The organism is Kitasatospora sp. NPDC101176, from assembly GCF_044768035.1.
GTDB lineage: Bacteria > Actinomycetota > Actinomycetes > Streptomycetales > Streptomycetaceae > Kitasatospora.
Map to the genome: position 1 here is coordinate 1 of NZ_JBIWPA010000046.1, position 15304 is coordinate 15304.

Sequence of the window (15304 nt, forward strand, 5' to 3'; positions counted from 1 at the left end):
TCTGCCTTCCAGCAGGCCCTCCGGGCGCTTCGTTCTTTCGTGTTTCCAGCTTATCAGATGTTTTCCGCTCCGTTTTCCGGGGCTTCGTCATCCAACTCGCCGGTGTCTTCCGGGGTTTGACGCCCCGTCCGACGTTTCAAACTCTAGCCGATCCCCGCTCCGAAAAGCGAATCCGACCGCAATCCAATAAAACGAGCACGCCGAATACGCACCGAGCCGCGACAAAGCGCGACCCAGCCCGAGCCGGGAAGTGGTGTTTCGAAGGATTGGCTGCCCCGGGACCGTCCGCGCCGATGCGTGTCCGGTGCTCCCTGCCAGGCAGCTCGAAGAACACTAGACCTCGGGTGGGGCCGAGTCAAGCCCCGGTTCCGTGCCGGTGCCGGCCTGCTCGGCGGGCAGGTGGAAGGCCAGCACGGCGACGTCGTCGTCGTGCTCGGAGGTCACGCCCATGGCCCGCAGCAGCCGGGCGCAGATCACGTCGGGTGCGCCGACCGCGCCGGTCAGGGTGCGGGCGAGGAGGTCGAGGCCCTGGTCGATGTCCTCGTCGCGGCGTTCGACCAGACCGTCGGTGTAGAGGACGCCGGTGGTCCCGGGCAGCAGGCGCAGGGTGTGGGAGACGTGGAGGCCGTCGCCGGTGCCGAGCGGGGGGCCGTTCTGCTCCTCGCTGCGCAGGACGGTGCCGTCGGGGCAGCGCAGCAGCATGGGGAGGTGGCCGGCGGAGGCGTAGGAGAGGGTGCGGCGGTGCGGGTCCCAGACGGCGTAGGTGCAGGTGGCGATCTGGTTGGCGTCGATCTCCATGGCGAGGCCGTCGAGCAGGCGCATCACCTCGTGCGGCGGCAGGTCGAGGCGGGCGTAGGCGCGGACGGCGGTGCGCAGCTGGCCCATGACGGCCGCGGCGCGCAGTCCGCGGCCCATGACGTCGCCGATCACGAGGGCCGTCCGGCCGCCGTCGATGGCGATGACGTCGTACCAGTCGCCGCCGACCGCGGCCTCGGCGCCGCCGGGCTGGTAGGTGGCGGCGACCCGGAGGTCGGCCGGCTGGTCGAGCTTCTGCGGGAGCAGGCTGCGCTGGAGGGTGACGGCGGCCTCGCGCTGGCGGCGTTCGGCCTCGCGGAGCCGGGCGGCGGCGAGGACCTGGTCGGTGACCTCGGCGGCGAAGATCAGCACGCCGGCGGGCGGTCCGTCGCCGGGGGTGTCCGCGGGGCCCGCGGGGTGCCCGTCGTCGCCGGTGTCGCCGGGGCCGAGCGGGACGCAGGAGACGTTGTAGTAGCGGTTGCCGGTGAGGCCGAGGATGCAGCGGGCCTTGACGCTGCGGGGCCGCCCGCTGCGGATGACCTGGTCCATCAGGGGCAGGACGCCCATGGTGCCGAGTTCGGGGAGGGCCTCGCCGGCGGGGAGGCCGGTGGTGCGGTCGCCGAAGAGTTCGCGGTAGGCGCGGTTGGCGTAGCCGAGCTGGTGGTGCGGGCCGTAGGTGACGGCCACGGGGGCGGGGATGCGGTTGAGGACCTCGCGCAGGTTCTGGGGTTTGTGCGGGTCGAGGAGTTCGGCCGGACCGGGGAGGTGGGTGGGGTCGCGGGGGCTGGGGACGACGACCCCGTCGGTGGCGGGCGCGCCGTCGTCGGTGCCGGTCCCGGTGGGCGGGGCGGCACGCCGGGGGACTCCGGTGAGCCGGGCGCTCCAGCGCATGAGGTTCAAACGACGGCCGCTTCCTCGATTTCCAGGCATATCATCACTTTTTGTGTGCATGGCAACACACGGGGTAATGACTAGGTTGGGCTGATCCTGTCAGGCGAGGGCCCGATTCCGGAAGTCGCCCGCCCGGCGTGGTCCTCCGATCCGCGCCCCGGCCCGGGCGCCGGGGCGTTCACCGGGGGCCTTCCGGGCCGCCGTCGGGCCGCCGGCCGAACCCCGCCTCGAACTCCGAACGCGGGTGCTCCACGGCGCCCAGCGAGACCACCTCGCGGGAGAACAGCCCGCCCAGCACCCAGTCCATCAGCACCCGCACCCGGCGGTCCGCGCTCGGCAGCCGCCGCAGGTGCCGGGTCCGGTGCAGCCACCAGGCCCGCCGACCGGTCAGCCGGCCGCCGCCCCGGGTGTGGGCGACGGCACGGTGACGGCCCAGGGAGGTGGAACAGGCGGCGCGACCGGGCCGGTACTCGGCGAGCTGCGGCGCGTGCGGGCCGGCGTCCAGCGCGATCGCGATGTTCCGCGCGAGCAGTTCGGCCTGGGCGAAGGCGTGCTGGGCGTTGGGGGCGCAGGGCGCTCCGTCCGCGGCCGGGTCCGGTACGGCGGCGCAGTCGCCGGCCGCCCAGACACCGGGCAGCGCCCGCCCGTCCGGGCCGACGGCCTGCAGGGTGGCGAGGCAGCGGACCCGGCCGAGGGTGTCCAGCGGCAGGTCCGTGTCGCGCAGCAGCGGGGAGGGCCGCACCCCGGCCGTCCAGACCAGCGTGCGGGCGGCGAAGCGGCTGCCGTCGGAGAGCGCGACGACCCGGCCGACGGCGGACTCCAGCGTGGTGCGCAGCCGGACGTCGACGCCGCGCTCGCGGAGCTGGCCGAGGGTGTGCTCGGCCAGCTCCGGCGACTCCTCGGCCAGGATCCGGTCGGTGGCCTCGACCAGCACCCAGCGCAGGTCCTCGACGGCGACGTTGTGGTAGTCCCGGACCGCGTGCCGGGCCATGTCCTCCAGCTCGGCGAGCGCGCCCACGCCCGCGTAGCCGCCGCCGACGAAGACGAAGGTGAGCGCGGACTGGCGCAGCGCGGGGTCGCGGGTGGCGGAGGCGAGGTCGAGCTGGTCCAGCACGTGGTTGCGCAGGCTCACCGCCTCGCCGACGGTGGAGAAGCCCCGGCCGTGCTCCGCGAGGCCCGGCACGGGCGCGGTGCGGGAGACCGAGCCGGGCGCCACCACCAGGAGGTCGTAGGGGAGCTCGACCGGGGCCGGGGGGTCGCCCGGGTTCGCGGCGTCGGCGAACGCGCGCCGGGCGGCGTGCTCGATCCGGGTGATCCGGGCGGTCAGTACCCGGCAGTGCGGCAGGGCCCGGCGCAGCGGGACGACCACGTGCCGGGGGTCGATCGAGCCGGCCGCGACCTCGGCCAGCAGTGGGTGGTAGGTGAAGTACGCCTGCGGTTCGACGACGGTGATCTCCACCTCGCCCTTCCGCAGCCGTTCCCGCAGGCCGCGCTGCAGGTGCAGCGCGGTGGCCATCCCGGCGCAGCCGCCGCCGGCGATCAGGATCCTGATGGTGCGCCTCCTGCCGATGTGACGATTCGTCCCGGCCTCGCGGTCGGGGGTGTCCCCCGGCACGCCCCCCCTATGAAGGACCGGCGGGGGCGGTCTTGTCCACAGTCCGTACCGGGCCGGATGGGGCGGGAGTGCCGGGTGTGGCCACTTGTGCTGCCCGGGCGACTTTCTGACGCACTTTCGGCCGCGAACGGCCGTGAACTATGGTCGGATTGTGTGCTGGAGCGGCTACCGCCATGACAATCGGCGGCGACGCACCGTGGAGCGGCCACTACGGCCAGTTCCAGCGTTGGCACGAGAACCCGACTGCGGGACAGTCATCCGGGGAAGGGTAGTTCCCGGACGAGGCCCCGGACGGTGCCGACGCGCCGGGCCGGACGCGAACCGGACCGGCGGCACGAACCGTGGTCACCAGGGACGGGACGGGCGGCACGAGCGATGGGTCATCGGGTCATCAATGACGGGCTGAGCTGCACCGGGGGGTGCAGGGGCGGGCGACGACAGGGTCCGGGTTCGGGCGCCTGCGGGGGAGAGTTGGGATGATGGAACAGGAGCAGGTGTTGGGACGGGCGGGTGCACCGCACACCGGTCAGGGCATGGTGCCGGAGCAACGCGGCCCAGTGGACCTGACGCCGCACACCGGGACGGCCTACGCGGCCGTCCCCTACCGGTCGGAGCTGCCGCAGGCCGTCGCGCCCGTACCCGGGGCCAGGCTGCGGGTGGACGCCCGGCGGAACCTGGAGAGCGTGCTGCGGGCCGCCCGCGAGGTGTTCGGCGAGTTCGGCTACGGCGCGCCCATGGAGGAGGTCGCGCGGCGGGCCGGGGTGGGCGTCGGGACGGTCTACCGGCGCTTCCCGAGCAAGGAGGTGCTGGTCCAGCGGATCGCCGCCGAGGAGGTGGCCTGGCTGACGGCCCAGGCGCGGGAGTCGCTCTACGGCGGCGACGGCGCGTGGGAGTCACTCGCCGGCTACCTGGCCCGCGCGGTGCACACCGGTGCCGGGCGGCTGTTGCCGCCGGAGGCGTTCCGGTACGCGGAGGAGCTGGGCCGGGTGCCCGGGCAGCGGGTCACCGAACCCGCCGCCGTCCGGTTCGACCTGCGCGGCGATGACGCCCAGGGCGGTGCGGCCGCCGAGCCGTCGGCGGCGGACGCCGATCCGCGGCTGCTGCTCCAGCTGCTGGCGGCGCTGGTCGCCCGGGCCGGCGCGGCGGGCGAACTGCGGCCCGGCGTCACGGTGTCGGACGTGGTGCTGGTGCTCACCGCCTCGGTCCCGGTGCACGCGGCCCGCACGGTGCCGGCGCACGCGGCCGGTTTCTCGGCCGGTGCTCCGCAGACGGAGGGTCAACCGCCGTCCGGGCCTTCGGACCGTCTGCTGGAGATCCTGCTGGACGGCCTGCGGGCGCGCTGACGCGGCACCGCCGGGTCGGCCCACGGGCCCGGCGGGCAAGGGAGTTGGACGATTGACCGGCGCGCGCTCCGGCGAGGCGCGCCGGATGACCGCGACGCGCACCCCGCGGCCGCGCGCCGGGCGAACACATCCGCGACCACCCCTCGGAAGAGTGGGTCCGGCTACCGCCCCCCTCTGCGCTATGCCATCCTTTGCCCGTGGTTGGAGCCAATGTCCCGATGCGCGCCCTTCGCGCGCCGTCGGCGCCGTACAGCGGGGAACAGCGCGCCCACGCGCTCCCGCACGCTCTGCCACGCTTCGGGGGCTGTCGTGGAGTCTGGGGTCCGTTGTGAGCGCCGAGGAACAGAACGAGTACGGGTACGGCCTCGACTTCGGTCCGTCCGGAGGACTCCCCGGAGGACGGCCGGGCCGCCCGGCCGACGGGCCCGCCGCGGCCTCCGGCGGCCCCGCCCACGGGCCGGGCCACGCCCAGGCGCCCGGCGCCCCCGGCCCGACCACCGGACAGGTCCCCGACCAGGCCGGCATGCCCAGCCGTGAGTCCCTCTCCGCCTCCGCCGCCGCGCTGCCCACCGGCCGGGTACCCGGCCAGGCCCCGGCCGGCCGGGGCGGTGTGGCCCCGGAGGCCTTCGTCGGCGGCGGCCGCCCGGCCCGCCCCACCGTGCCCGCCCCCGCCGACCCGGTCGACGGCGAGCGGCCGCCCTCCGACGCCGAGTTGACCGCCCTGGTCCGGGCCGGCGACGACACCGCGTACGAGGAGATCTACCGGCGGCACGCCGAGTCCGTCCGCCGCTACGCCCGCACCTGCTGCCGGGACAGCTTCACCGCCGAGGACCTCGCGGGCGAGGTGTTCGCCCGCACCCTGCAGGCCCTCAGGGCCGGCAAGGGCCCGGAGTTCGCCGTCCGCGCCTACCTGCTGACGGCCGTGCGCAACGTCGCCGCGGCCTGGACCCGCAGCGAGCGGCGCGAGCAACTCGTCGACGACTTCGGGGTGTTCGCCCAGACCTCGGCCGCCGTCGTCGACCTCGACCTCGCCGACCCGGGCGCCGACGCCTGGGCGATGGCGATGGCCGACCAGCGCATGGTCATGCAGGCGTACGCCGCACTCCCCGAGGACGACCGGGTGGTGCTCTGGCACACCGAGGTCGAGCGGGAGTCGCCGAAGACCGTCGCGGTGATGCTCGGCAAGACCGCCAACGCCACCGCCGTCCAGGCCCACCGGGCCCGCGACCGGCTCGCCGCCGGCTTCCTGCAGGCCCACGTCTCCGGCAGCCAGGACGGCTCCTGCGCGGCGTACGCCAACCGGCTCGGCGCGTACGCCCGCGGCTCGCTGCGCAAGCGGGCCTCGGCGGAGGTCGGGCGGCACCTCCAGGAGTGCGACCGCTGCACGGCCGCCTGCCTGGAACTGACCGAGATCAACACCGGCCTGCGCGCGCTGCTGCCCGGCGGCGTGCTCGTCTGGGTCGGGGCCGGCGGGCTCGGCGCCGCGGCGGCCGCCGTCGGCGGGGCCGCCGCGGTCGGCGGGGCGGTGGCCGGCGGGGCTGCGGCGACCTCCGGTTCGGCCGGCGCCGGCGCCGCTGCGGCCGGCGCGGGCGCCGCCGCGGGCTCCGGCGGTGGTGGTGGCTCGGCCGCCGTGGCCGCCGAGGGCCTGGGCGCCGCCGCCAAGGCCGGGATCGCCGCCGCCGTCGCGGTGGCCGCGGCCGCCGTCGCCGCGTACGCGCTCACCGGATCCTCCGAACCCCTGCCCCCGGCGGCGGCTCCCGCCGTCACCAGCGCCCCGGCCGCCCCGAGTCCGGTGGCGCCCGCCCCCGCGCCGCCCGTCCCCGGGCCGGCCCCGAGCAGTGCCGAACCGGAGCCGGAGCCGCCCGCGCCGAGCCCGGTCGCCGAGCCGGTCACCCAGCCGACGCGCGCCCCCGCTCCCACCCCGACCGCGGCGCCGACGAGGCCGAAGGCCGCACCGCTCACCCCGCGGGCCACGCCGACCCCGGAGCCGACCCGCACCCCGGAGCCGACCCCGGTCGCTTCCCCCGTGCCGACGCCGACCGTGCCGGCCGTCCCCACCCCCGAGCCGCCGGACGTCCCCGTGCCGACCGTGCCGCCGGTGCCCACCCCGACGGTCGTCCCGCCCTCGCCGCCGGCTCCCACCGACTTCTGGGCCGACTCGCTGCCCGTGGTCAAGCCCGGCCGGAACCGGGTTCCGCCGGAGGGGCCCAGCATCCGGCAGAACGGCAGCGACTGGTTCTGGCAGCGCGCCGGGGCCTGGATCGCCGGTGACCGCCACCCGCACGCCGTGACCGTGCGCGCCCCGGCGACCACCGTGATCGACCTCAACCGCGGCTGCACGTCCTTCGACGCCGTCGCCGGGGTCGACGACGCCACCCTGTCGCCCGGCGGCGTGGTCTTCACCGTCCAGGGCGGCGACGGCGACGTCCTGTGGCGCTCCCGCCCGTTGGCCGCCGGGGACGACGCCGTCCCGGTGCACGTACCGCTGGCCGGGCAGCGGTCGATCCGGCTGGTGGTCACACCGGTGCACGGGGTCTGGTCGGCGCTGAACGTGGCGGACTGGGCCGAGGCCCGCTTCAGGTGTTCCTGAGGCGGGCCCCGGCGGGGTGCGTCAGCGGCCCCGGGTCGGACCGGGGCGGGCGGGACGGGTCGGGTCAGATCGCGCAGGCGCCGTCCGCGCAGGCCTCCCCGGCCGGGGCGACCTGCACCGGGGCCGGCCGGCGCTCGCCGATCTCGGCGGCGACCTGCTCCAGCACCTTGCGGAAGGTGTCGGCCTCCTGACCGCCCTGCACCGCCCACTTGCCCTCGAACACGAAGGTCGGCACGGCGGTGATGCCCAGCTCCCGGGCCTCGGCCAGCTGGGCCCGGACCTCGTCGGCGCCCTCCTCGCCGGCCAGGTAGGCCGTCACGCGGTCCCGGTCGAGTCCGGCGGACACCGCGACGTCCGCCAGCGCGGCGCGGTCGCCGACGTCGACGCCGTCGGTGAAGTGCGCCTTCAGCAGGGCCTCCTTCAGCCGCCCCTGGGCGGCCGGGCCGTACTCGGTCTCGGCGAGGTGCAGCAGACGGTGGCCCAGGAAGGTGTTGGCGTGCAGCGCGGCGTCGAAGTCGTACGTGATGCCCTCCGCCAGCCCCAGCTCGGCCACCCGGGCGTCCATCGCCACGGACTGCGGGCCGTAGCGCTCGGCCAGCCAGGCGCGGTGCGGGCTCGCCGTCGCGGGCGCGTCCGGGACGAGCTGGTACGGCCGGTAGACCACCTCGACGCCCTCCCGGCCCGGGAAGCCCTCCAGCGCCTCCTCGAAACGGCGCTTACCGATGTAGCACCAGGGGCAGGCGATGTCGGACCAGATCTCGACCTTCATGAAGGGGGCTCCAGGGGTGGGGGCGGGGACGCTTGTCGGGATAGGTGAACGATGAACCATCTCGGTACATTCCCGACACCGCCGGCCGGCCGTCCCTCCGCCCGGCCGCCCGGTGGTCCGTCCGCCCGCCCGTCCGCGGTCAGGCCTCGACGGGCGCCGGGACCACCAGCACCGGGCAAGCCGCGTGGTGCACGGCCGCCGCGCTCACCGAACCCAGCAACAGCCGGGCGAAGCCACCGTTCCCCCGCGTACCCAGCACCATGGTGTGCTGCCGGGTCGACGCCTCCAGCAGCACCTCGATCACGTTCCCCAGCACCACGTGCAGCGACATCTCCCCGGCGAACGGCTCGGCGCGCTGCCGCTGAACCGCCGCCACCGCACGGCGCAGCCCGTCCGCCATGCTCTCGACCAGCGTCTCCACGCTCTCCTGCACCAGCTCCGCCATCCCGGGCGGATAGCCGGCCGGCGCCGGGTTGACCACGGCGAGCACGTACAGCGGCAGACCGAAGAGCTCCGCCTCGGTCATCGCCCGGTCCAGGGCCCACAACGACCCGTCCGAGCCGTCGCACGCGGCCAGCACCCCCGGCGGCCGGCCCGTCGGCGGCCGACCCAGCACCGACAGCACCACGGGTACGGACTCCTCCGCGCTCACGCTGGCCACCACGACCTCCTCACCCGCGGACCGGCTCCGCCCCGCCATCATCGCCCGGCGCCGGCCCCGAGCCCCGCCGTCCCGGACCGGGCGCGCCGCGGCGGGCCGGCCGCGCACCGGACCGCCGGACCCGCGCCCACCCGGCTGATCCGCGCCGCCCGCCGGCGGTCAGCCGAACCGGACCGGGGCCAGCGCCGGCGGGCGGGCCACCGGCAGGCCCGTCCAGCAGGCGCCGTGGCGGCGGGCCCGCACCCGGCGGAGCCAGAGCTCGGTCGAGACCAGCTCCGCGAGGCCGGCGAGGGCCGCCGGGGAGAGCGGGGTCGCGGGGTCGGTGAGGCCGGCCCGGACGGCGGAGAGGTCGATCAGGCCCGCCTCGGCGAGCAGCGGGGCGTCGAAGAGCTCGGCGATGCCGTCCGCGGCGAGGCGCAGGCCGGCCCGGGCGGGGGCGGTGCGGTCGGGGCGCGGTCCGCGGCCCCAGTCGGGGGGCAGGTCGGTGCGTCCGGCGCCGGTGAGCACGGCGTGCAGCAGGGCGTGCCGGGCGCCGGGCTGGAGCCGGACGTCGTCGGGGAGCAGCCGGGCGGCGCGGACCACCTGGTTGTCGAGGAACGGCGCGTGCAGCCGCTGGCCGGGCTGCTCGGCGGCGTGGACGAGCGTGCGGTAGGAGCGCGCGTGCCGGTGGAGGGCGTGCCGGGCGCGGTGCGCGCCTGGATGTTCCTCGGGCGCCGGTCGGCGCGCGGCCAGTCGGAGCCGCAGGGCGACCGAGGAGAGCGCCTCGTCGGAGAGCCAGCGGGCGGCCGGGCCGGGGACGCACCAGGCGAGGTCACCGGCCGAGCGGTCCCCCGCCGTGCCGGCCCCGCCCGGGACGCGCCGGGCCGTCAGCTTGGCCGCCGCGTCGTCCAGCGCCTCGGCGTACCGGACCCGGGAGAGCCGGTGGGCGGCCCGGACCACGGTGAGCGGGGTGCGCAGCGCCCCGGTCAGCACCCCCGCGACGGCGCGGTCCGCCCCGGCCAGTGCGGCGACCGGGGGCAGCAGCTCGCGCGGGCGCCCGGCCCGGATCAGGTCGGCGAGCCGGGCGGGGTGCCCGTCCAGGACCTGCCGGGCGCCGTAGCCGGTGAGGTGGTCGGTGCCGCCGACGTCGAAGCGGGCCTCGGCGCGGGAGGCCGCGACGAGCTCGGGGCCCGGCTCGTCGGTCAGCCGGCCGGCCGGGGCGTCGGCCCGCAGCCCGGCGTACGGGAGGGTCCCGGGGCCGGGGTCGAGCACGGTGTGCCGCAGCCGGGGGGTGTCGGGGGCGAGCGCCAGGGTGGTCGGCGGCTCGGTCTCGCCGAGCGTGACGGCGGCCAGCTGTTCCGGCGGGGCGGGCTCCCGGGCCGCGGCGCGGGCCCAGGAGCCCTTGACCGCGCCGTTCCTGGCGACGCCGGCGCCGCCCGCGCCGGGCCCGGGCGCGGCGCTCGCGGGTGCGGGCGGCAGCGGGACGGCCGCGGCCAGCAGGGCGACGGTGGCGGAGGCGGTCCCGTAGGAGAGGTCGACGCCGAGCCGGGCGCGGGCGGCGGCGCCGGAGGGCGGCGCGGGCGCGGTGGTGCGGACCCGGGAGCGGACGGACTCCAGCAGCGCGCGGGTGAGTTCGCGGACCGCGGGCGCCTCGTCGCGCGGCTGCTCGCGGACGGCGGGATCGTCGTACGCGGACACGTAGGGACGGCCGCCGCGGACGGCGAGCACGTGGCCGGGCGGCACCTGCTGGACGCCCAGGTACGGAGTGCCGCTGCCGAGCGCCTCGGGCGATTCGGGGCAGGCGAGCCGGGCGGCCAGGTGGCCGGTGTCCAGCGGGGCGCCGACCAGGTCGGCGAGCGGGAGGGCGGCGGTGGCGTAGGCGGTGCCGCCGGCCCAGGGGGTGTGGAAGACGGGCTGGGCGCCGGCCAGGTCGGTGAGCAGCAGGGTGGAGCGGGTGCCGGTGCGCAGCACGACGGTGTAGCTGCCGGGCCAGGCGGTGAGGTGGCGGACGGCTCCGCCGCGGGCGGCGGCGAGGCCGGCGGCGAGTTCTGCGTCGGTGGCCCCGCAGTGGCCGAGGACGGCGAGGCGGGTGGTGGCGGGGGTGTCCTCGACGGGGTCGGGCGCGGTGGGGCCCGTGGTGACGGTGGCGGGCGCGCCGGGGCGGAGCGTGGCGAGGCGGATCTCCTCGGGGCGCCAGTCGCCGACGGCCCAGAGCGGGTCGGGGCCGGTCCACAGGGGGCGCGCGGCGATCGGCGCGACCGTTCCGGGCGTCTCGTGCGCGGGCGTGCCCGCCCGGAGCGTGCCCGTGCTCCAGCCCGTCAGCCACCGCATCGCGCCTCCACCCGACGAGGACCTCCACCCGAGCGGCGCGTCCACCGCCGGGCGGCTCCTCGCCGGTCCGCGGCGTGCCGTGGCGGCCGCCCCGTTTCCGGCGCGCCGTCAGGAGACATCGTGCCACCGGTCGGCGCATCCGCGGCAGGTGTCGGGGGTTCCGGTTCCGTGGCCGATCCCCTTGCCACCGAAGGGTGTTGACGTGCTCACGCACGTGACGGGGCGGGCCGGGCCTCCCCCTCCCCGGCCCGGACCGCCCCCCGCACCGCCTTGGCATGGGCATCGCGAGATGGCCGAAAGGCGTCGCCCGGTCCGGGAGGGCGTCCGCACGCCCTCCCGGACCCAGCCACCGCCCGCGGGGATGGAGGCGGCGGTGTCCCCCGGCCCGCCGGGTCCTCGACGGCGGGCCGACCCACGGGCACCAGCGAATCGCCGACCAGCCGGTCGGGCCAGGGGGCACGGCCGGGCGCACGTGAACACGGGACCGGAGCACGACGCTCCGGCGCGCGGTAATACCCACCCGCGCCGAGTGGTCCGGACCAACCCCGGCGCCCGGCCCGCGCGACACCGCCGGGTGCGCGATCCCGCCATCCGGAATGCGGCCTCTTAACCGTCGGAACGCGTCCGACTACTCTAGGTACAGCAGCTACGGCCCGGTGCCGCCCGGGCCCCGCGCACAAGGCCGCAGGAGGTGCCGCCGCCACCATGACCGTCAGCCCACGAGGACCGAACGAACGGCTCGGCACGCTCCTGACCCTCGCCCAGATCAGCAACGCCGGACTGGCCCGCCGGGTCAACGACCTCGGCGCCCAGCGCGGTCTGACGCTGCGGTACGACAAGACCTCGGTGGCCCGCTGGGTCAGCAAGGGGATGGTCCCGCAGGGGCCCGTCCCGCACCTGATCGCCACCGCCATCGGCGGCAAACTCGGCCGCCCGGTACCGCTGGAGGAGATCGGGCTCGGCGACACCGACCCCGCCCCCGAACTCGGCCTGGCCTTCCCGCGCGACGTCGCCGAGGCCGTCCGCTCCGCCACCGACCTGTGGCGGGTCGACCTCGACCTGCGCCGCGGCCCCGGCGGCGGACGCTGGAGCGACAGCCTGGCCGGCACCTTCTCGGTGGCCGCCTACGCGACGCCCGTCTCGCGCTGGCTGATCACCCCCGCGGACGGCTCGGTGGCCCGCGAGGTGCCGCGCTCCCCCAGCGACGCCTCCTCCTACCGGGTCGGCCACTCGGACGCCGCCAAGCTCCGCGAGGCCGCCCAGGAGGCCCGCCGCTGGGACTCCAAGTACGGTGGCGGGGACTGGCGTTCGTCCATGGTGCCGGAGTGCCTGCGGGTCGAGGCGGCCCCGCTTCTGCTCGCCTCGTACAGCGACACCGTGGGCCGGGCGCTGTTCGGCGCGACCGCCGAACTGACCAGGCTGGCCGGGTGGATGGCCTTCGACACCGGGCAGCACGAGGCGGCCCAGCGCTACTACATCCAGGCCCTGCGGCTCGCCCGGGCCGCCGCCGACGTGCCGCTCGGCGGCTACGTGCTCGCCTCGATGAGCCTGCAGGCCGGGTACCGGGGCTTCGCCGAGGAGGCGGTGGACCTCGCCCAGGCCGCCCTGGAGCGCAACCGGGGCCTGGCGACCGCCCGGACGATGAGCTTCTTCCACCTGGTGGAGGCGCGGGCCCAGGCCAAGGCCCGCAACGCGGCGGCGTGCGCGACGGCGCTCGGTGCCGCGGAGAGCGCGCTCGAGCGGGCGCGCGCCGGGGATCCCGATCCGGCGTGGATCGACTTCTACGCCTACGACCGCCTCGCCGCCGACGCCGCCGAGTGCTTCCGCGACCTCGGAGTGCCCGCCAAGGTCCGCCAGTTCACCCGGGAGGCGCTGGCCAAGCCCACCGAGGGCTACGTCCGCTCGCACGGACTGCGGCTGGTGGTCTCGGCGATGGCCGAGGCCGAGGCCGGCAACCTGGACGCCGCCGTCGCCGCCGGCGAACGCGCCATCGAGGTGGCCGGCCGGATCTCCTCCCAGCGCAGCCGGGAGTACGTGGTGGAGATGCTGCGCCGCCTGGAGCCCTTCCACGGCGAGCGCCGGGTGCGCGAACTCGCGGAACGCGCCCGCGCGGTGACGGTCGCCCCGGCCTGACGGGGAGGCTCCCGGCGGTAAATCGGATGCACCGGCGGGAGGGGCCTGACTATGGTCTCTCTCGTCCAGGTGCGCAGGCCGGGGTTACTTCCACTCCTCATGGGCAGGTCGCGGGTTCGAATCCCGTCACCGGCTCCGGGCCGGTGTAGCTCAGTGGCCAGAGCAGCTACGTCACCTCAGCCGCCTTCGATCTCTGGACACCCACACGTGAATACGTTTTCCGCACCTCCCGGTGCGCCGGCAGCGGTTACTTCGGTCGAGTGCCCCCCGTGGGGCGCGTTGAAGCTGGATCTCCATCGACCGCGGCCGACTCCGATCTCGGGGGGGCTGAGCGCCGGGGCGCCCGGTGCGCAGGCGGGGGTTACTTCGGATCTTGCGGTTCCGGGTTCGAGTCCCGGGCGTGCCGTGCGCGAGCGCGGCCGCTAGCTCAATCCGGGTAGAGCACAAGGCATACACCTCCGCCGACGTCGGCCTCCGGGCCGGCACGATCTCGGGCACCCCTTCCTCCGCCACGCCTCCCTCCCGCTCCGAACCAGCAGGCCAGGGGGGCTTCGCCATGTCCCGATTCAACGTCCGCAAGGCCAAGGCCGCACCGGCCTCGCCGGTCTCCACCACCGGCCGGCGCGCCCGCAACCACAACGGCGGCACCGGCCACGTCCGGGACCGCAGGTCCGAGCTCTTCCTGCTCGCCGTCGCCAACACCGTCGGCCAGGACACCTTCCACGAGCGCGCCGACGACCGCGACGACCGGTACGCCGCGCTGGTGCGCGAACTCGCCGTCGCCGATCCCGAGTGGACCCTCGGGCTGCTGCGCTGGCTGCGCCACGGCGCCCAGCTCCGGACCGCCGCACTGGTCGGCGCCGCCGAGTTCACCCGGGCCCGGCTGGACGCCGGTGCCCACGGCCACTCCCGGCAGGCCGTCGACGCGGTGCTGCGGCGCCCCGACGAGCCCGGCGAGCTGCTCGCGTACTGGACCTCGCGCTACGGCCGGGCGCTGCCCAAGCCGCTCAAGCGCGGCGTCGCGGACGCAGTCCGCCGCCTCTACGACGCCCGCGCGCTGCTGAAGTACGACACCCCGGGCAAGGGCTACCGCTTCGGTGACGTCCTGGAGCTGACGCACCCGGCCCCGGACCCGGCGAAGCCCTGGCAGGGGGCCCTGTTCGCGCACGCGCTGGACCGCCGACACCGGCCGGAGGAGGCCGTCCCGCCCGCGTCCGACCCGCTGCTGACCGCCAACCGCGAACTGCTCGCGCTGCCGGTCGGCGAGCGGCGGGACGCCGTGACGGGGCCCGGCGGCGCCGAGCGGGTGGCCGCCGGCGGGCTGACCTGGGAGGCGCTGGCCGGCTGGCTGCAGGGCCCGCTGGACGCGGCCGTCTGGGAGGCCGTCATCCCGTCGATGGGGTCGATGGCGCTGGTGCGCAACCTGCGCAACTTCGACCGGGCCGGGGTGTCGGACGCGGTCGCGGCCGAGGTCGCCCGGCGGATCGCCGACCCGGGGGAGGTCCGGCGCTCGCGCCAGTTCCCGTTCCGGTACCTGGCCGCTCACCGGCAGGCCCCGTCGCTGCGCTGGGGGCACGCGCTGGAGACCGCGCTCTCCCACTCGCTCGCCAACGTACCCGCGCTGCCCGGCCGGACGCTGATCCTGGTGGACCGTTCCGGCTCGATGTTCGACCGGCCCGACGGCCCGACCCAGCTCAACCGGGCCGACTCGGCGGCGATCTTCGGCACCGCGCTGAAGGTGCGCGCCGCCGACGCCGACCTGGTCGAGTTCGGCAGCACCAGCCGGGTGGTGCCGGTCGCCCGGGGCGAGGCCGTGCTGCGGGTGCTGGAGCGCTTCTCCAGCCTCGGCGGCACCGACACCGCCGACGCCGTCCGCGCGCACTACCGCGGCCACGACCGGGTGGTGATCGTCACCGACGAGCAGACCGGCCCCGGCCGCTGGGGCCGCGACCCGCTCGCCGCGGTGCCGGCCGCGGTGCCCGTCTACACCTGGAACCTGGCCGGCTACGCCCTCGGCCACGGCCCCAGCGGCGGCGCGAACCGGCACACCTTCGGCGGCCTCGGCGACGCCGCGTTCCGGCTCATCCCGCTGCTGGAGGCCGGGCGGGACGCCCGCTGGCCCTGGGAGGCCTGAACCGCCGGAGCGCCGGGCCCGGGACGGGCGGTCGGGGGGCCGCCCGCCCCGGGCCCGGCGCGC

At 76.8% G+C, this 15304-nt stretch carries 8 protein-coding genes and 1 pseudogene; 4 read left to right on the plus strand and 5 right to left on the minus strand.

The features are described from left to right. Positions 1 to 378 precede the first annotated feature (378 nt). Both ACIRS1_RS36565 and ACIRS1_RS36570 read right to left on the minus strand, forming a co-directional pair. Positions 379 to 1695: pseudogene (locus ACIRS1_RS36565) on the minus strand (PP2C family protein-serine/threonine phosphatase); the annotation flags it as partial. A gap of 169 nt (positions 1696 to 1864) precedes the next feature. Then, positions 1865 to 3301, minus strand: coding sequence for an NAD(P)/FAD-dependent oxidoreductase (locus tag ACIRS1_RS36570; protein ID WP_387907591.1), 1437 nt, complete (start codon positions 3299 to 3301; stop codon positions 1865 to 1867). 476 nt (positions 3302 to 3777) lie between these two features. Here ACIRS1_RS36570 and ACIRS1_RS36575 point away from each other — a divergent pair, with 476 nt between their 5' ends. Continuing rightward, complete coding sequence (locus tag ACIRS1_RS36575) at positions 3778 to 4644, plus strand: TetR/AcrR family transcriptional regulator (protein ID WP_387907588.1); 867 nt, start codon at positions 3778 to 3780, stop codon at positions 4642 to 4644. 328 nt (positions 4645 to 4972) lie between these two features. After that, positions 4973 to 7234, plus strand: coding sequence for a sigma-70 family RNA polymerase sigma factor (locus tag ACIRS1_RS36580; RefSeq protein ID WP_402846813.1), 2262 nt, complete (start codon positions 4973 to 4975; stop codon positions 7232 to 7234). A 64-nt stretch (positions 7235 to 7298) separates the two neighbouring features. Here the strand turns inward: ACIRS1_RS36580 and ACIRS1_RS36585 are convergent, their stop codons facing one another. From ACIRS1_RS36585 to ACIRS1_RS36595, 3 genes are all read right to left on the minus strand, one after another. Continuing rightward, entirely contained in the window at positions 7299 to 8003 is a 705-nt protein-coding gene (locus ACIRS1_RS36585) for a DsbA family oxidoreductase (RefSeq protein WP_402846815.1), read from the minus strand. Positions 8004 to 8142: 139 nt separating this feature from the next. Next, on the minus strand, positions 8143 to 8664 hold the full coding sequence (locus ACIRS1_RS36590) for a universal stress protein (RefSeq protein ID WP_360218590.1): 522 nt from the start codon (positions 8662 to 8664) through the stop codon (positions 8143 to 8145). Positions 8665 to 8823: 159 nt separating this feature from the next. Next, entirely contained in the window at positions 8824 to 10974 is a 2151-nt protein-coding gene (locus tag ACIRS1_RS36595) for an asparagine synthase-related protein (RefSeq protein ID WP_402846817.1), read from the minus strand. Between the two features lie 705 nt (positions 10975 to 11679). Here ACIRS1_RS36595 and ACIRS1_RS36600 point away from each other — a divergent pair. Together ACIRS1_RS36600 and ACIRS1_RS36605 are read left to right on the plus strand one after the other, a co-directional pair. Continuing rightward, positions 11680 to 13107, plus strand: coding sequence for an MFS transporter (locus ACIRS1_RS36600; protein WP_387907578.1), 1428 nt, complete (start codon positions 11680 to 11682; stop codon positions 13105 to 13107). A gap of 556 nt (positions 13108 to 13663) precedes the next feature. Then, positions 13664 to 15241 carry a TROVE domain-containing protein gene (locus tag ACIRS1_RS36605; RefSeq protein ID WP_402846820.1) on the plus strand — a complete coding sequence of 526 codons (1578 nt, stop codon included), beginning with the start codon at positions 13664 to 13666 and terminating at the stop codon, positions 15239 to 15241. Positions 15242 to 15304: the final 63 nt, after the last annotated feature.